At 66.5% G+C, this 16,019-nt stretch carries 14 protein-coding genes; 3 read left to right on the top strand and 11 right to left on the bottom strand.

The features are described from left to right. Positions 1 to 345: 345 nt before the first annotated feature. Positions 346 to 870, top strand: coding sequence for a hypothetical protein (locus RA21_RS04320; RefSeq protein ID WP_039146715.1), 525 nt, complete (start codon positions 346 to 348; stop codon positions 868 to 870). Between the two features lie 296 nt (positions 871 to 1,166). Here RA21_RS04320 and RA21_RS04315 read toward each other — a convergent pair whose 3' ends face one another. The 6 genes from RA21_RS04315 to RA21_RS04290 form a co-directional block, all read right to left on the bottom strand. Next, the gene (locus RA21_RS04315) at positions 1,167 to 1,394 is read right to left on the bottom strand and encodes a hypothetical protein (protein ID WP_039146712.1); all 228 of its coding nucleotides are present in this window, start codon (positions 1,392 to 1,394) and stop codon (positions 1,167 to 1,169) included. Between the two features lie 174 nt (positions 1,395 to 1,568). Next, a complete protein-coding gene (locus RA21_RS04310) occupies positions 1,569 to 2,255 on the bottom strand; it encodes a YjbF family lipoprotein (RefSeq protein WP_241477457.1) in 687 nt (228 codons plus the stop codon). Positions 2,256 to 2,257: 2 nt separating this feature from the next. Further along, positions 2,258 to 4,471: a YjbH domain-containing protein gene (locus RA21_RS04305; RefSeq protein WP_039146709.1), complete on the bottom strand. Its 2,214-nt coding sequence runs from the start codon at positions 4,469 to 4,471 to the stop codon at positions 2,258 to 2,260. 190 nt (positions 4,472 to 4,661) lie between these two features. Then, a complete protein-coding gene (locus tag RA21_RS04300; RefSeq protein ID WP_039146707.1) occupies positions 4,662 to 6,542 on the bottom strand; it encodes a polysaccharide biosynthesis protein in 1,881 nt (626 codons plus the stop codon). Positions 6,543 to 6,821: 279 nt separating this feature from the next. Then, a complete protein-coding gene (locus RA21_RS04295) occupies positions 6,822 to 7,433 on the bottom strand; it encodes a sugar transferase (RefSeq protein ID WP_039146704.1) in 612 nt (203 codons plus the stop codon). Between the two features lie 18 nt (positions 7,434 to 7,451). Next, positions 7,452 to 8,306: an NAD-dependent epimerase/dehydratase family protein gene (locus tag RA21_RS04290; RefSeq protein WP_039146742.1), complete on the bottom strand. Its 855-nt coding sequence runs from the start codon at positions 8,304 to 8,306 to the stop codon at positions 7,452 to 7,454. Positions 8,307 to 8,453: 147 nt separating this feature from the next. On the opposite strand from RA21_RS04290, the gene RA21_RS04285 reads away from it, so the two are divergent. Then, complete coding sequence (locus RA21_RS04285; RefSeq protein WP_039146700.1) at positions 8,454 to 9,572, top strand: polysaccharide biosynthesis/export family protein; 1,119 nt, start codon at positions 8,454 to 8,456, stop codon at positions 9,570 to 9,572. 244 nt (positions 9,573 to 9,816) lie between these two features. Here the strand turns inward: RA21_RS04285 and rfbA are convergent, their stop codons facing one another. Genes rfbA through rfbC form a run of 4 tightly spaced genes read right to left on the bottom strand, consistent with a single transcriptional unit; the run spans position 9,817 to position 13,224 of the window. After that, positions 9,817 to 10,689 (bottom strand): glucose-1-phosphate thymidylyltransferase RfbA, encoded by an 873-nt coding sequence (rfbA, locus tag RA21_RS04280; RefSeq protein WP_039146697.1) that lies wholly within the window; start codon positions 10,687 to 10,689, stop codon positions 9,817 to 9,819. Continuing rightward, on the bottom strand, positions 10,686 to 11,537 hold the full coding sequence (rfbD, locus tag RA21_RS04275) for a dTDP-4-dehydrorhamnose reductase (protein WP_039146694.1): 852 nt from the start codon (positions 11,535 to 11,537) through the stop codon (positions 10,686 to 10,688). The genes rfbA and rfbD overlap by 4 nt, the downstream gene beginning before the upstream one ends. Positions 11,538 to 11,584: 47 nt before the next feature. After that, positions 11,585 to 12,637, bottom strand: a complete 1,053-nt coding sequence (rfbB, locus tag RA21_RS04270; RefSeq protein WP_039146692.1) for a dTDP-glucose 4,6-dehydratase — start codon at positions 12,635 to 12,637, stop codon at positions 11,585 to 11,587. A 32-nt stretch (positions 12,638 to 12,669) separates the two neighbouring features. After that, complete coding sequence (gene rfbC / locus RA21_RS04265; protein ID WP_039146690.1) at positions 12,670 to 13,224, bottom strand: dTDP-4-dehydrorhamnose 3,5-epimerase; 555 nt, start codon at positions 13,222 to 13,224, stop codon at positions 12,670 to 12,672. Between the two features lie 139 nt (positions 13,225 to 13,363). Here rfbC and RA21_RS04260 point away from each other — a divergent pair, with 139 nt between their 5' ends. Next, on the top strand, positions 13,364 to 14,605 hold the full coding sequence (locus RA21_RS04260; RefSeq protein ID WP_039146688.1) for a glycosyltransferase family 4 protein: 1,242 nt from the start codon (positions 13,364 to 13,366) through the stop codon (positions 14,603 to 14,605). Positions 14,606 to 14,976: 371 nt separating this feature from the next. Here the strand turns inward: RA21_RS04260 and RA21_RS04255 are convergent, their stop codons facing one another. Next, positions 14,977 to 15,633 carry a helix-turn-helix transcriptional regulator gene (locus RA21_RS04255; protein ID WP_039146685.1) on the bottom strand — a complete coding sequence of 219 codons (657 nt, stop codon included), beginning with the start codon at positions 15,631 to 15,633 and terminating at the stop codon, positions 14,977 to 14,979. Positions 15,634 to 16,019 lie beyond the last annotated feature (386 nt).

Raw genomic sequence — 16,019 nt, 5'->3', positions numbered from 1 at the left:
GCCGGACGTAATCTCCCAAAACCGTCGTTTGAAAACCCCCGCCGTTAGCGGCAGGGGCAATTCCGAACCTCAAATAGTCTGAATTGGCGCTGCCGCGGTACACAGACGGGCATTCGGCTCAGCCCTCTCGAAGGGATCGGGCCAGCAAGGCCCAATTCGGCCCTTTAGGCCTCATAGGCAGGTCCACACTCCAGGCGGCCTGTGGGCGCAGATCCTTAAAATTTTCCTAACATGAGACCTAAAGTGTTGATAATGTACTAATTTTTGCCACATCTCCAGCCCGGTCAGTGCGCAACGCTTTCTTAATCAGTCTCCAACGCCCGTTAACGCTTTGGAGGCCTGACCATGCTGGCACAGAACATCGCATCTTCCGCCGCCGCCCTAATTGGCCGCCGCCGCTCCGTCCGCCGCACCCTGATTCACTCCGGTGCAAAAGCCGCCGCCGTGCTGGGCCTGGCGCTGATGGCGCTGCAGCCCTCTGCCGCCGCCGCCCAGCAGACCTATGTGGTCGGCAGCGACCGCGGCGGTTATCTGCATGACCGGCTGATCGAGCTGAAGAACCTGCAGCAAAACGGCGTCCGGGTCGAGATCCGCGGCAAGGTCTGCTATTCCACCTGCACCATGTTCCTCGGGCTGCCGGGCGCCTGCGTCGACCCGGCCACCACTTTCGGCTTCCACGGCCCCTCGCGCGGCGGACGCCGCCTGACGCAGGAGAAATTCGACTACTTCAGCCGGGTGATGGCGCAATATTATCCGGCGCCGCTAAAGAACTGGTTCATGGCAGAAGGCCGCAACCGGATTTCCGGGGTCCACAAGATCAGCGGCCGCGAGATCATCCGCATGGGCGTGCCCGCCTGCCGCAACGCCTGAGCAGGCCGCGCTTGTCCGCTGCCGGCAGGGCAGTGTTCCCGGCTGTTTCCCACGCCCTCGCTGCAGGAGCTCCCGCGGCGGGGGCGTACTCTTGTGCGCAGGCCTCTTTGCGGGCCGACAGGGCATTTTTTCCTGCGCCGGCCGGGCAAGCGATTCCCGCCTACAACTATCACCTGTAATCCGTATTATGAAAAATAACTGAATGCGGCCTGCGGGGCGGACAAAAAAACGGGCCTCGCTTGAGGCCCGTTTTCCAAAGATTGCGGCGCCGCCGGTGCCGGCGGCAGGCCGTCAGATCAGTTGGTGGTGGTGGTGGTGGTGGTGCTGACGGAATCGTCGTCGTTGGCAATGATGCCGACGACCAGCAGGGCACCAGCCACGGCTGCAGCGGTGCCAGCGGTCACGCCGGTGCCGAGCAGGCCGGTGTTTTCGCCGCCGGTCGGTGCCGGAGCGGTTTCCTGAGCGGAAACGGCAGTTGCCGACGCCAGGGCTGCCAGGGTCAGAGCGGACAGAAGATTTTTCATTTTCAAACTCCTTTGGAGAACTGTGATAGGTGCGTTGAGGCGACCTTATGGGAGGCGGATGGTTATTTCAACGTATGGAATAGCGGCAAAACTGTTGAAATCCCGTTTGCATTGAAGATTTTTTCCGCCCGTTGCCGCAATGCCGCGGGAACAGGGCAGAAAACCGGCGCAGCCTCACCGCTGCAGATGGCGGATTCGGATATATCCGATCTCCGGACCGGCCCATTGCCGCGATTGCCAGACCCGGATGCGCCCCGGGCGGGAATCAACCCAGTAGTCATTGACCACCGCCCCGCCGGCGCCTTCGCAGCGCTCCTGCAGGTGGCGGGCCGGATGGGTGATCTCGACAATTTCCACCGGTTCCGGGCCGAGGTCGTGCAGGCTGCAGGCCATGTTCAGCACCCGCTGGCTGTTGCCATCGGCGCGCACGGTATAGCGGCGCGCGCCGCCGCGCGCCGGGCCGCCCTTGCCGTCTGCGGCCGGCACCTGCGCCGACAGCAGCCCGCCGCCCAGGCCGCGGGTGGCAATCAGCATGCCCTGGCGCAGCGCAACGGAGGCATTGTCCCGGCTGCGCCAGACCTCGATTTCGCCGGCATGGCTGTCGCGGCGGCGCAGCCCCGGGGTCAGGTAGGCGGTGACCGCGCGATTCTCGATGGTGAGCTCGATATGGGGCAGGGTCTCGTTGTCCAGAAGCGCCCGGGTCAGCTTGGGCAGCGGCGGCGGGCTGCGGCGGCGTTTGAACTGCTCTGCCACCGCCTGCACAACTTCCAGCTCGGCCTGGGTCTTTTCCGGCCCCTGGCTGCAGCCCGCCAGCAGCAGCGCAGCGGCCAGGGCGGCGGCGGCCATCCGGATCATGCTCATGCTCATTCCCAGAACCTCGCGCGCTGGTCTTCCAGGCTCTTGCGGTGGGCCTCGCGCACCGGACCGTAGAGCCGGTCCGGCACCGCCACCCGCTGGCCGCCGTCGCGCTGGGTCGGGCGGATGGTCAGGCCGAATCCCGACCGCGACGGTTTGCCCAGCATCCAGTCGACCGGAATGCGGAAGCGGAAGCCCTTGTCAAAGGAGCCCTCGCCGAAATCCTCGGCGGAAACATTTGTCAGGGTAAAGAAGGCGCCGACCAGGAAGCCATTGTCGAACTCCCGGTTCAGGCTGAAGGTGCCGCCGTAGTCGCCGGCCAGGTAGCGGCCCGCATCCAGCTGCAGCAGATAGCCCTTGCCCAGCTCCGCATAGGCCGAGGCATGGCCGGTGAAGGTGCGGTAATCGCGGAACGAAAACCGCTGGTCGAAATCGCGCTGCACCACATAGTTGGCCTCCAGCCCGAAGCCGATGCGGCTGTTCACCGGTTTCCACAGCACCTCGCCCGAAATGCCGCCGTACATCGTCTCAAACAGGCCGGCGGTGGCGCGGGCATAAAGGTTGCGGCCCGGTTTCCACAGGCGGCTCACATAGAGGTTTTCCAGGGTGGTGCCGAACTGGGCGTATTCGCTCTGGTCGGTGCGCACATGCGGCAGCACCGAGTTGGAGGCGCGGCCGTTCTTCACATTGCCGGCCAGCCGCTGGCGGATGGTGCCGGCAATGCGCCAGCCGGGCGCGGGCGCATAAGAGGCGGTAAAATCGAGGCCTGCATCAATCCGGAACGGCTTTTCAGGATCGAAATAGGCGGGCTCGGTATAGGGGCTGATGGAGCTGGCAAACGCCGGGTACAGCTCGCTGGAGAACAGCGCATCCGCGGGCAGCGGCCCGGCGTCCTGCACCCCGGCGGCGGCAAACAGCGCGTCCGCGGCTTCCGGGTCGAACTCCAGCGCCTCCAGGTCGGAACGGCGGATCTCGATCACAGACAGGCCGAGGCCGCGGCGCACCGGCACCAGCCGGAAGCTCTCCACCGAGGGCGGCAGGGCCTGGGCCAGGGCGCGGGCGGCGCGGCCCGCTGCCTGGCTCTGCGAGCGGTAGCGGATGTTGCGGTAGCGCAGCTCGGCGCTGGTGCCGGTGAGGGTGATCGCCTCCAGCACCAGCCCGTCCGCCTTCAGCGCCTCGGCGGCGCGGTCACGGACGGTGCGGGACTTGGTTTCGCTGGCGGCCCAGTCCTGGCTCCAGTGCGCCTCTTCGGTGGCCCATTGGCTGCGCGGGTTGACAGGGTGCGGCGCCGGCACCGCCATCAGGGTGGGCGGATGCTTCGGATTGAGCTGGATCTGCGCGGTCAGGCCGATCTCGGAGCCATAGAGGTAATAGGCGCCCAGACGCACCCGGTCGGAATACTGGTATTCCACCCCGAAGTTGGCGGCCGATTTATGCTCGAACACATCCGATCTGCGGGTTTCGGTCACATAGGCGTCAGTGGAATATTCCGCTTTCAGGCTCCAGCGCTCATCCGGCTGCCATTCAAAGCCGGCAAAAGGCGCGACGGGGCCGCGGAACCACTGATCGGTGGCCAGCTTGCCGCCGGTGCTGCCGCCGACAAAGCCGGGGCGGGTGCCGGTTGAGCCGATGCCGCCGTTGCTGCCGAGCCGCCCCCAGCCCAGGCCCGCCGAGATCTTCAGCCGACCGGGACCGCGGCCCCAGCCCAGGGCGGCGGCCTGAAACCGCTTGGTGGCAACAAAATACTCTGCGGCATAGATGCCGGTGCCGGCAAAATCCTGAAGCCCCATGGTGACCTCGGGCAGCCAGCCGCGCTCTTGCCAGAGCCGGGCGCGCACATCGAAGCCGCGGTCGTAATAGGTGCTGAAGCCGAACAGGTTCAGGTCCTGGATGCCGTTGTAGCGGAACGAGGCGCTGAGCCAGGGCAGCGCCTGGAAGGTGATGTTGTAGCGCGAAGTGCCCGCGAACCAGGAATAGGTGACCGCATACTGGCCGTCGGGCAGCATTTCGGCGCTTGGCATGTCGATGAGGCCGGGGCTGCCGTAGAAGTTGAGGCTGGGCGGCGGCAGCGGTTTCAGCCGCGGCGCCGCGGCTTCCGTGCCCGGGGCCGCCTGCGGATCGTCACGGGTGATCTGCGGCACCTCCGCCTGTCCCGGAGCGGCAGCCAGGCACAGCAGCGCCAACGCTCCGGTGCTGTGCAGAAGGGTCTTGATCGGGGTCACGGGGAAACCTGCCTTATGGAACTGCCTGCCGCCGGTCTTCGCGGTCCCGGCCTGTTGTCTGTGGCCCGCTTAGACCATGGGGCGGGCGGCGGATCAATTGCCGGCAGCGCCGGGGCCGCGGTTTTGCCGCCATTGCTGCCCCCGGGCCGCACTCCGGCCCGCCTGCCCGGCCGCAGAGGCCGGCGCGTTGTCAGGAACTCTTGCGCTCCGGGGCCGGCGCCTGGCAATAGCCTTCGACCCAGTGCCGCACCACCTGCAGCGCCGCCGCCTCGTCGCCCGCCGCCACCGCCTGGCGCAGGCTGCGCAGGAAGCCCGCGACCTCGATCTCCGACAGCACGGTTTCGCGGGCGCAGAAGATCTTCTGGTGGCGGGTGTGGATCAGCTCCTCGCTGAGGGTCAGCTCTTCTTCCATTTTCTCGCCGGGGCGCAGCCCGATGATCTCGATGGCGATGTCGCCCTCGGGATGCTCTGCATCGCGCACCGTGTGGCCTGCGCTTTCGATCACCTGGCGGGCCAGCTGCAGGATCGGCACCGGCGCGCCCATATCCAGCACGAAGACCTCGCCGCCCTTGGCCATATCGCCCGCCTGCAGGACCAGCTGCACCGCCTCGCTGATGGTCATGAAGAAGCGCTTCACATTCGGGTCGGTCACGGTGACCGGGCCGCCGCGGCTGATCTGCTCCTGGAACAGCGGCACCACCGAGCCGGAGGAGCCCAGCACATTGCCGAAACGCACCATGGTGAACACGGTGCGGCTGCCGAAGCGGGTGGCCAGGTCCTGCACAATGAGCTCTGCCATCCGCTTGGAGGCGCCCATCACATTGGTGGGGTTCACCGCCTTGTCGGAGGAAATCAGGATGAAGCGCTCGACGCCTGCGCGCGCCGCGGCGCGGGCCAGGGTCTGGGTGCCGAATACGTTGTTGGCCAGCCCCGGCAGCGGGTTGGCTTCGACCAGCGGCACATGTTTATAGGCGGCCGCATGCAGCACCACCTGCACCTCATGGGCATTCAGAACCATCCGCACCTGGCGCGGATCGGTGACCGAGCCAAGGACCGGCACCAGCTCGATGCCGGCTTCCTCGGCCAGCGGCCCCAGTTCCTGATGCACGGTGTAAAGCGCCAGCTCGCTGAGCTCGAACAGCACCAGCTTGGACGGGCGGCAGGCCAGCACCTGGCGGCACAGTTCCGAGCCGATCGAGCCGCCGGCGCCGGAGACCAGCACCGCCTTGCCCTGGTAGGAGCCGGCCGCTTCCTGCAGCGGCACATCGCGCGCGGCCCGGCCCAGGAAGGCCTGCGGCGCCACCGGGGTCAACTTGTCGACCAGCGCCTCCTCCCCGATCAGCTGGGCAAAGGAGGGCAGCGCCTGCACCTCCAGCCCCAGTTTCTGCAGCCGCTGGGTGATCTGCGCCTGGCGCGGCTGGCTCTGCGAGGGCATCGCCAGCAGCACCCGGCGGATCTGGCGCGCCTGCACGATCTCGGCAATCCGCGACGGCGCGAACACCGGCAGCCCGACCAGCGTCAGCCCCTGCAGCGAGGAGTTGTCATCGGCAAAGGCGACCGGGTCGATGCCGCTGTGCGCCTTCAGCGCCTGCGCCAGCTGGGTGCCGGTATTGCCGGCGCCGTAGATCAGCACCCGGCAGCGCGGCTTGGCGCGGCGGTAGACGGCCAGCACCAGCTGCAGCATCGCGGCGCGGGTGACCACCATGAACAGGAAATAGCAGATCGCAAACACCACATGGGTGCCGGGGCCCAGCACCGGCCCGAAGATGGCGGTGAGCGCCGCCAGCACCAGCGCGGTGCCGGCAGCCAGCAGTGCGCTTTGCGCCGCGGCGTGGCGCTCATAGGCGTTGAGCTGCACATAGGGCAGCCCCAGCCACAGGGTCAGCGCCGCGGCGGCGGCCATCACATAGGGCAGCAGCGGCGACAGCTGCGCCAGGGTGGCCAGCGCCGGCTCCGGCAGCGGCTGCACCTCAAGGGTGAACAGCAGCGCCAGCGGCAACAGCGCCAGGTCCACCGCCAGGAAGACGTAGGATTTCTGCCTGCGCGACAGCGCGCTGATCAGATTGTACATGCCTGTTTGCCCTTGAATGCCTGCATTCCTGCCCTGCTCTATATCCGTTTGCCTGTTCCGGAAGCGCCCTGCTGCCGGATAGCAGAAAAAAGTAAATCAAACACGGCCCAGATGCGCTGAAATCCGGTGCGCGGCCCATAAAACACAGTTTCTATCATAGCCGACTTCCCCTGTTCCGCAAAACGGCCGACGGCGGAAACCCGCCGGACAGCGCCCGCCGCCTAGACAGCTTGCCCCGGCCAGGCGGCGCAGGCTATGCGGGAATCACTAAAACTGTGTCTACCCCCGGCGGAATATGTTGCCAATGGTCTGGAACACGATGTCGAAATCGAAGCACATGCTTTGATGGCGCTGGTAGATCAGATCCAGCCGCGCCTTCATCGGCACGCAGAGGCGGGAATAGACCGCATGGGTTTCTTCGGCGCTTTTGCAGCGCGCCAGCAGCGCCGCCTCATGCTTGTGATAGGTGATCGAGGCGAGCCCGGTGACCCCGGGACGCGATTTCAGCACCTCTGCGTAAAGCGCAGGGTCCGCCTCCACATACTGCCTGAGCGGCGGGCGCGGCCCGACAAAGGAAATGTCGCCCTTGAGGATGTTCCACAGCTGCGGAAACTCATCCAGCCGCTTGCCGCGCAGCCAGGCGCCGGTGCGGGTGATGCGGGCCGATTTGTCGCCGCCAGACACCCCGGTGTCGGTGTCCACCACCGTCATCGTCCTGAGCTTCCAGAGGCGGAAGGGCTGGTCCACCCCCTTCATCCGCTCCCCCGCATAGAACAGCGGCCGCCCCTCCTTCCACAGCAGCCAGCCCATCAAGAGCAGCAGGACGGGGCCCAGCACCGCGATCAGCAGGCTGGCAAAGAACAGGTCGAACAGCCGTTTGCGCCAGGTCATATCGTGTCTTCCATCAGGTTAGTCATCCGCCATATCAGGCTCTAATGCGGCCCATTCTGCCGCCATGGCGCCCGCATCCGCTGCAGGCAGCGGGGCGGGCAGCAGCGCCTGCAGGCGGGCCGCATCCAGCGCCACCTCCGGGATTGCCGCGGGCGGCGCCGGGCGGGTGGCAAACTCACGCCCCGCCGCCTGCAAGAGCGCGCCCATCTCCACTGCTCCGGGCTGCGCGACATTCAGCACCGGCGGCAGATCCGGCGCTCTCAGCAGCGCGCCCAGCACCTGCGCCAGGCAGCGCACCCCGATGTAGCTGCGCCGCGGGGTGGCGCCATCGGCGAACCGGTCCAGGGTGAACCCCGGGCGCCAGCCGCCCAAGGCCGCATCAAAGCCCGCAATATTGCCGATCCGCAGGGAACAGACCGGCACCGCCAGTTTCGCCCCCAGCGCCGAGGCGCGCGCCTCCATCTCTGCCTTGGCTGCGCCGTAAGGATTGGCGGGCTGGAGGGCTGCGTCCTCAGCCAGCAGGCCGGAGCCCGCGCCGTAAACCGCCGCTGAGGAAGCCAAGAGCACCCGGGCGCCCGCAGCGGCGCCGGCCTGCACCGCCGCTTCGCCCAGATGGATATGGTCCGCTATCTCCCCTGCTCCGCGTCCGGGTACTGGCCCCGCCAGGCAGAGAATCGTTTCCGCGCCTGCTGCGGCGCGCGCCAGCGCCGCCGGCTCTGCCAGCGGATCAAAGATGTGCCAGTCACCGGTGCTGCGCCCGGCCGGGATCCGGCGCGCCTGCAGCTGCAGATCCAGGCCTTCGGGCAGGCACAGCTGCAGCAGCCGCCCGATGCGCCCTGTTGCGCCCAGAACCAATACGGCGTGTTTCGCCATCGCTGCTGCCCGTTCCTGTTGAACCCTCTCGCCCAGCCCAGTATCCTTTGCCCGGACAAAAATCAAAGCGGTTCCCCCGGGCATGGGCCAGACATTGGCAAGACATGGGTCAGGGGGCGCCCCGAGCGCTTCAAGGGCAGGCTCCCGATGCTGAAACTACTTCCCTGGCTGGCCGCTGCCAGCCTTTGCCTTCTGCCCGCGGCCTGTTCCCGCCTGCCCGGCGGCGCCCCCGCCAGCGAGGAGATTCTGAAGGAATCAGGCGAGGCGGATGCCAATTTCGCGCTCTACAAGGTGAACCGGGCGCTGCTGCCGACGGTGGCGGCCTGGCCGCCCACCGGCAAGCAGGAACGGCTCTCCTGGCTGCACGCCCGCCAGGGCGCCCGCACCCAGATCATCCAGCCCGGCGACCTGCTGACCCTCAGCATCTGGGACAGCAACGACAATTCGCTGCTCACCTCGCTTGAAGAGAAGATGGTGCAGCTGCAGGACATGAAGGTCGCCGCCAACGGCACCATCTTCATGCCCTATGTGGGCGATGTGAACGTGAACGGGCTGACCCCGGACCTGGCGCGCCGCAAGCTTCAGGAGGCGCTGGAGCCTGTTGTTCCGTCCGCCCAGGTGCAGCTGGCGATGGCCGAGGGGCGCGGCAACTCGGTTGACCTGGTCTCCGGCGTTGCCCAGCCCGGCACCTATCCGATGCCCGACCGCAACTATACGGTGATGGGGCTGATCTCCGCGGGCGGCGGCATCAGCGCCACCCTCAACAACCCGCAGATCCGGCTGGTGCGCGGCCAGAGCATCTATGGCACCTCGGTCGACACCCTGCTGAACAACCCGCGCCTGGATACGCTCCTGCGCGGCGGCGACCGGGTGTTTGTCGAGGAGGACGAGCGCTATTTCCTCTCCTTCGGCGCCACCGGCGAAGAAGACCTGCACATCTTCTCCAAGGATGAGATGTCGGCGATGGACGCGATGTCCGTGGCAGGCGGCTTTCAGGACGGCAAGGCCGATCCCAAGGGCCTGCTGATCCTGCGCGAATACCCGGCATCCGCCATTGCGCCCGGCGTGCGCGGGCCGCGCCAGCAGCGGGTGGTGTTCTCGCTCGACCTCACCTCCGCCGACGGGCTGTTTTCGGCGCGCCAGTTCCAGATCAACCCGGGCGACCTGGTGATGGCCACCGAATCGCCGGTCAACGACGTGCTGACCGTCTCCAACATCTTCGGCAACTTCTTCGGCGTCTTCAGCCGCGCCGGCGTGATCGAGTAAACTGCCGCTGAGGGGAAACTCCCGCGCCTTGCCCGCGGCATCAAAGATGCCGCGGCAGAAGCCTTGGGCCCGGCGCCGCTGGCGCGGCGCTGTTTTCTTGCTGAGAAGCGCTTCAGGTGCGGCCTGCACCTGAAGACGCCTTGTTCATGGGACCGGCGGCCAGCGCCGCCTCAAGGGCAAGCCGCGCAGATGCGCGGAGGCTGACGCCTCCCTTGACCCGGCGCCGGCCTGAAAGGCAGGCCCGCTACTTCAGCAGCCCTTCCAGATAGGCGCCATAGGCGTTCTTGGCGAATTTCTCCGCCCGTGCCTTCAACTGGGCGTCATCAATCCAGCCCTGCTCATAGGCGATCTCTTCCGGGCAGCCGGTCTGCAGGCCCTGGCGCTCCTGCAGGGTGCGCACGAAATTGCCCGCATCCAGCAGCGAGCCATGGGTGCCGGTGTCCAGCCAGGCATAGCCGCGGCCCATGGTTTCGACCCGCAAATCCCCTTCATTCAGGTAGCTTTGCAAGAGATCGGTGATCTCCAGCTCGCCGCGGGGGCTGGGCTTGACCTGACGCGCCCGCTCCGGCGCGGTTCCATCCAGGAAATACAAGCCCGTCACCGCATAGTTCGAGGGCGGAACGGGGGGCTTCTCGATGATCTCGCGCGCCTTGCCGTCCCCGTCAAAGGCCACCACGCCGTAACGCTCCGGATCGGCCACGTGATAGCCGAAGACGGTGCCGCCCGCGGCCTGACCGTCTGCGGCGGCCAGGAGTTTCGGCAGGCCATGGCCAAAGAAGATGTTGTCGCCCAAGACCAGCGCCGAGGGCGCGCCCGCCAGGAAGTCTTCTGCCAGGATAAAGGCCTGCGCCAGCCCGTCGGGCGAGGGCTGCACCACGTAAGTGAGCTCAACTCCCCACTGGCTGCCGTCGCCCAAGAGGCGGATGAACTGCTCCTGGTCCTGCGGCGTGGTGATGACGCAAATCTCGCGGATGCCCGCCAGCATCAGCACCGACAGCGGATAGTAGATCATCGGCTTGTCATAGAGCGGCAAGAGCTGCTTGGAGACCGCCATGGTGATCGGATAGAGCCGGGTGCCGGAGCCGCCTGCCAGGATAATGCCTTTGCGTGCTGTCATGAGAGCTCTCCCAAATCCTTCAGAATATCATCCAGCCCCCGCCGCCAGTCCGGCTGCGGGATGCCAAAAACAGTGTCTAATGCGGCGCAATCAAGCCGTGAGTTCAGGGGCCGCGCCGCCGGCGTGGGATAGGCAGTGGTGGGGATGTCCTCCACGCCGCAATCTACCCTCGCACGGGCAAAGATCTCGCGCGCGAACCCGGCCCAGCTGGTCTGCGGCTGGCCCGCAAAATGATAGGTGCCGGATTTGCCCGGATCCGCCGTCAGCTGCCGCGCCATCGCAAGGCAGGCCGCGGCAATATCCCGTGCCGGCGTCGGCGCGCCAATCTGGTCGGCGACGATGGTCAGCCGCTCGCGCTCCTTGCCCAGACGCAGCATGGTCTTGACGAAGTTATTGCCGTGGGCCGAGACCACCCAGGAGGTGCGCAGCACCGCATAAGGTCCGCCCGCCGCGCGCACCATCTCCTCGCCCTTGAGCTTGGAGCGGCCATAGGCATTCAAAGGCGCGGTGGCATCCCCCGTCTGCCAGGGCGCATCCCCGCTGCCGTCAAAGACGTAGTCGGTGGAAACGGTGACAAAGGGAATGCCCATGTCCGCGCAGGCCGCCGCCATCGCGCCGGGGGCGCCGCCGTTGATCACGGTTGCCAGCGCTTCTTCTTCTTCCGCCTTGTCCACGGCGGTGTAGGCGGCGGCATTGATCACCGCCTGCGGCTGCGCCTGCCGGATCGCCGCTGCACAGGCCGCCGGATCAGACAGATCCGCCTGATCCCGGCCCAGGCAGGTGACGCCGTCATAGGCTGCCAGTTCCTGCGCCAGCTGGCCGGTCTTGCCGAAAATAAGGATGGTCATGCTTCAGTCCTTTTCCGGAACAGAGGAAGGCGCCGGCCCGGCCGCGCTCACTTCCCCGTTCCCAGCCGCTGGCCGACGCCGTCGCGGTCCTGCAGGGCGCGCCACCAGGCCTCGTTGTCGAGATACCACTGCACGGTTTTCTCCAGCCCTTCCTCCACCGTCACCGAAGGCCGCCAGCCCAGCTCTTCGCGGATGCGGGTGGGATCAATGGCATAGCGCGCATCATGGCCCGGGCGGTCACTGACAAAGGTGATCTGGTCCTTGTAGGACTTGCCGTCTGCGCGCGGGCGCTTCTGATCCAGGATGTCACACAGCGTATGGACCAGCTCCAGGTTCGACCGCTCATTCTCGCCGCCGATATTGTAGGACCGTCCCAAGGCGCCCTTTTGCACCACCAGGAGCAGCGCATCGGCGTGGTCTTCGACATAGAGCCAGTCGCGCACGTTGGAGCCGTCGCCGTAGATCGGCAGCGGATTGCCCGCCAGCGCATTCAGGATCACCACCGGGATCAGCTTTTCCGGGAAATGGTATGGCCCGTAGTTGTTGGAGCAGTTGGTCAGCACCACCGGCAGCCCGTAGGTCTCCGCCCAGGCCCGGACCAGATGGTCGCTGGCGGCCTTGCTGGCCGAATAGGGCGAGCGCGGATCGTAAGATGTCTCTTCGGTGAACTGCACCGACGGATCCGCGGGCAGGCTGCCGTAGACCTCATCCGTTGAAATATGGTGGAAGCGGAAACCCTCCGGCTTGCCCGCCTGGATCCAATACTTCCGGGCTGCTTCCAGCATGTTGAAGGTGCCGGTGATATTGGTCTCGATGAAATCGCCCGGCCCGTCGATCGAGCGGTCCACATGGCTCTCGGCCGCCAGATGCATCACCGCGTCGGGTTTATGGGTCTCAAACACGTGGTCCAATGCGGCGCGGTCGCGGATGTCGCATTGCTCAAAGGCATAGTCCGGGCTCTGCGCCGCCTCCGCCACATTCTCCAGGCAGGCGGCATAGGTCAGCGCATCGAGGTTCACCACCTGATGGCCGCGGGCGATGGCCAGCCGCACCACGGCGGACCCGATAAAGCCGGCGCCGCCGGTCACCAGTAGTTTCATGCCGCACCTCCGGTTGCGCGCAGTTTCATCTCTTATCCTTCCCAGACAAAGGGGCTGGCGAAATCCGCAAGCGCCGGCGCTGCGGCGTCTTTCTCGGACAGCACCGGGGTGCCTTCGAATTCCCAATCAATGCCGCAGCTGTCCCAGGCCACCGCGCCGTCGCAGTCGGGCGCGTAGTAATCGGTGCATTTATAGATCACCTCGGTATCGGGCACCCGGGTGATGAAGCCGTGCAGGAAGCCCTTGGGCACCAAGAGCTGTTTGCCGTTTTCCGCGCTCAGCTCGATGCCGAACCATTCCCCGTAAGACGGCGAGCCCTTGCGGATGTCCACCGCCACGTCAAACAGCGCGCCGCGGCCGCAGCGCACCAGCTTGTCCTGGGCCGCGGGCGGCGCCTGGAAATGCAGGCCCCGCAACGTGCCGGGCTCGCGCGACAGCGAATGATTGTCCTGCACGAAATCCAGATCGATCCCAGCCTCCTGCATCCGCCGCCGGTTCCAGCTTTCGCTGAAAAACCCGCGCGCATCGCCGAACCGGGCCGGTGTCAGCACCTTCAGCCCCGGCAGCCCCGTTTCCTCAACCTGCATTCCGTCCTCACGTCATCGCATTCATGCCTTTGCCACTCCTAGCCCCGCGCTGGCGGCAGGGCAACAGCCGCGGCAGATCCCTGCCCGCGCCCGCCTCCCGCGCTTGCATCCCCGCCGCCGCCCCGGCAAGCATAAGCCCATGAAAATCCTGTTTGTGCATCAGAACATGCCCGGCCAGTACCGCGAGCTGGCCCCCTGGCTGGCCGCCCAGGGCGGCCATGAAATCGTCTTTCTGACCCAGCGCGGGGGCGTGCAGCTCCCGGGCATCAAAACCGTGGTCTACAAGCCCTTCCGCACCCCGGAAAAAGACGCCTTCGGCCTCTCCAAGGACTGGGAGGCGGCGGCCGGCGCGGGCCTTGGCGCGGCGCTGGCGGCGCGGCAGCTGCGGGATGCGGGCTTCACCCCCGACATCATCATCGGCCACACCGGCTGGGGCGAGCTGATGTTCATCAAGGACCCCTACCCCGATGTGCCGGTGATCGGCTTCTTCGAGTATTTCTACCAGACAACCGGCGGGCTGGTCGGGTTCGACCCGGAAAACCCGGCCAACGACCAGGCCTATTTCTTCGCCGAGGCGCGCAACTCCGTGCCTTACGCCAGCATTGAGCAGGTGGACCTGGGCCATGTGCCCACCATCTGGCAGCGCGACCGTTTTCCGGCCAGCTTCCATGACCGCATGTATCTCTGCCATGACGGCATCCGCACCGACCGGCTGGGCCCCGATCCGGCGGCCTCGGTCAGCCTCGGGCGGCTGGACAAACCCCTCACCCGCGATGATGAGGTGGTCACTTACATTGCCCGCAACATGGAGCGCGCCCGCGGCTTCCACATCATGATGCGCGCCCTGCCCCGGATCCAGGCGCAGCGCCCGAATGCGCGCATCCTGATGATCGGCGGCAACGAGACCTCTTATGGCGCCGAAAGCAAGCACCCCGGCGGGTTGCGCGGCGAGATGGAGGAGGAACTGGGCGATAGCGTCGACTGGAGCCGGGTGCATTTCCTCGGCAAGGTGCCGTATGACGACCTCACCCGGATCATCCAGATCAGCCGCTGCCACATCTATCTGACGATGCCCTTCGTGCTCAGCTGGTCGCTCCTGGAATCGATGGCGATGCAGGCCACCGTGGTGGCGGCGGATGTCGCCCCGGTGCGCGAGGCGATCACCCATGGCGAAACTGGGCTGCTGGTCGATTTCTTCAGCCCTGAGGCGCTGGCGGACCAGGTGGCAGACGTGCTGGCCAATCCTGGCGCCTACGCCCATATCGGCCCCGCCGCCCGCGCCCATGTGGTGGAAAAGTATGATTTCCTGACCCGCTGCCTGCCGGAGCATATCGCCCAGATCAATGCGCTCGTGCCGGAGGCACGGAGAATAAAGGTCTAGCCGGAGGCACGGAGGATAAAAGTCTAGCCGGAGGCGCGGCGGATCAGGCTCTGTTCAGGCCGTTTCCGCCTGTTCCGGGTCAAGACCGGCGCAGCCGCCGCGCAGCGGCTTGGCCTTGAGGCGGAACGGGCGTGTCCCAAAATGGGCAAGGCGTCTTGAGAGGCAGACCTGCCGCTCAAGCGCTTCTCAGCAAACAAACGCCGCGCGCGGCACCCGAGGTTTTTCAGAAAAGCCTAGGCAGAAGGTTTCAAAAACTTTTGCCCACCGGCCGGATGCGGCGGGCCCCGGCCCCGCCCGCATCCGGCAAGCGGCGCCGCCGGCCATGGGCCGGGGCGCCTGTTGCATGTCTGGCGCTGCCGCCCGCAGCCCGCTCAGTGGCGCGGCGCCTGCGGCGGCAGCTGCTCGGAGGCCCAAAGCGCCGCCTGGGTGCGGTTCTTGGCGCCGATCTTGCGGAAGCAGGTGCGCAGATGCACTTTCACCGTGGCTTCGCAGATCCCCAGTTCATTGGCGATGCTCTTGTTGGTGGCGCCTTCCGTGAGCTTGGCCAGGATCAGCTGCTCGCGGTCCGACAGCCCGTGCCGCACGTCCTGGCGGGCCGGTGCCGCCGCCTGCGGCTCCGCCCCGTTCAGCATTTCCGGCACCGGCCCTGCCGCCGCTGCGGCGGACAGCACGATGCGGTAGCCGTCCTGCACCACCTGCAGCGCCGCAATCAGCGCGCCGGCCGATTTGCGCTCCGGGATCACCGCCTCGGCATACTGGCTCAGCTGCATCTGGGCCGAAGCCGGGCAGCCGTCGCCGGTGATCAGGATCAGCGGCACTGCGCCGTTGCGGGCGCGGAAGGCCTGCAGCTCCGCCTGCAGCTCAGCGCCGGCGGCATGGCTGTAGCACAGCACCATATCCTGTGCGCTCAGCGGCGGCAGCTCCGCCAGGGCGCCGCAGCAGCGCCCGGTCTCATAGTCGTTTGCTTCACAGATGGTCAGAAACATGTCCCTGAGAAGCCTGCTTTCCCCCACAACGTGAACAGGCATCCAAAACTCCTTTACTCGTAACATGCCGGAAATTGCCTCCGGCCCGTCCCCCTGGAGCGTGCTGTTTCGGCTGGCCCACCCCCGCAGACCGCCGGATTTTGCAATGCGCCGGCACACCCCGGAACACAACTCACCTGCTTGCCGCCGCCTGGGCCCCGGCAGCGCCCGCGCGCCGCCGTTTCCGGATCGTGATAAATACAGAACACACCCGGAAAAAACGTCCCGGGCCAGGCAGCGCACGCCGGCATTCAAACACTTCAGATGCGCATTGCTGTGGATAAACCGTAGCGAATCCAGCCTTTATTGTTAAGAAACTTCCCCTCCCGGAGCAGTGCTTTTTGGCAGCGGCGGGGCAGGCTCCGGGGCCTGCCCCGCCCTACTGGCCT

Source organism: Leisingera sp. ANG-DT (assembly GCF_000813785.1).
Taxonomy (GTDB): Bacteria; Pseudomonadota; Alphaproteobacteria; order Rhodobacterales; family Rhodobacteraceae; genus Leisingera.
Note: the sequence above shows the minus strand (reverse complement) of the source record. Positions and strands in the feature narration are given on the sequence as shown.

Excerpts from the sequence above, each read along its gene's own strand:
- RA21_RS04285 (WP_039146700.1), top strand. The coding sequence starts at position 8,454 with ATGCTGAAACTACTTCCCTGGCTGGCCGCTGCCAGCCTTTGCCTTCTG.
- RA21_RS04310 (WP_241477457.1), bottom strand. The coding sequence starts at position 2,255 with ATGAGCATGATCCGGATGGCCGCCGCCGCCCTGGCCGCTGCGCTGCTG.
- rfbC (WP_039146690.1), bottom strand. The coding sequence starts at position 13,224 with ATGCAGGTTGAGGAAACGGGGCTGCCGGGGCTGAAGGTGCTGACACCG.
- RA21_RS04315 (WP_039146712.1), bottom strand. The coding sequence starts at position 1,394 with ATGAAAAATCTTCTGTCCGCTCTGACCCTGGCAGCCCTGGCGTCGGCA.
- rfbA (WP_039146697.1), bottom strand. The coding sequence starts at position 10,689 with ATGACAGCACGCAAAGGCATTATCCTGGCAGGCGGCTCCGGCACCCGG.
- RA21_RS04320 (WP_039146715.1), top strand. The coding sequence starts at position 346 with ATGCTGGCACAGAACATCGCATCTTCCGCCGCCGCCCTAATTGGCCGC.
- RA21_RS04260 (WP_039146688.1), top strand. The coding sequence starts at position 13,364 with ATGAAAATCCTGTTTGTGCATCAGAACATGCCCGGCCAGTACCGCGAG.
- rfbD (WP_039146694.1), bottom strand. The coding sequence starts at position 11,537 with ATGACCATCCTTATTTTCGGCAAGACCGGCCAGCTGGCGCAGGAACTG.
- RA21_RS04290 (WP_039146742.1), bottom strand. The coding sequence starts at position 8,306 with ATGGCGAAACACGCCGTATTGGTTCTGGGCGCAACAGGGCGCATCGGG.
- RA21_RS04295 (WP_039146704.1), bottom strand. The coding sequence starts at position 7,433 with ATGACCTGGCGCAAACGGCTGTTCGACCTGTTCTTTGCCAGCCTGCTG.
- RA21_RS04300 (WP_039146707.1), bottom strand. The coding sequence starts at position 6,542 with ATGTACAATCTGATCAGCGCGCTGTCGCGCAGGCAGAAATCCTACGTC.
- rfbB (WP_039146692.1), bottom strand. The coding sequence starts at position 12,637 with ATGAAACTACTGGTGACCGGCGGCGCCGGCTTTATCGGGTCCGCCGTG.
- RA21_RS04255 (WP_039146685.1), bottom strand. The coding sequence starts at position 15,633 with ATGCCTGTTCACGTTGTGGGGGAAAGCAGGCTTCTCAGGGACATGTTT.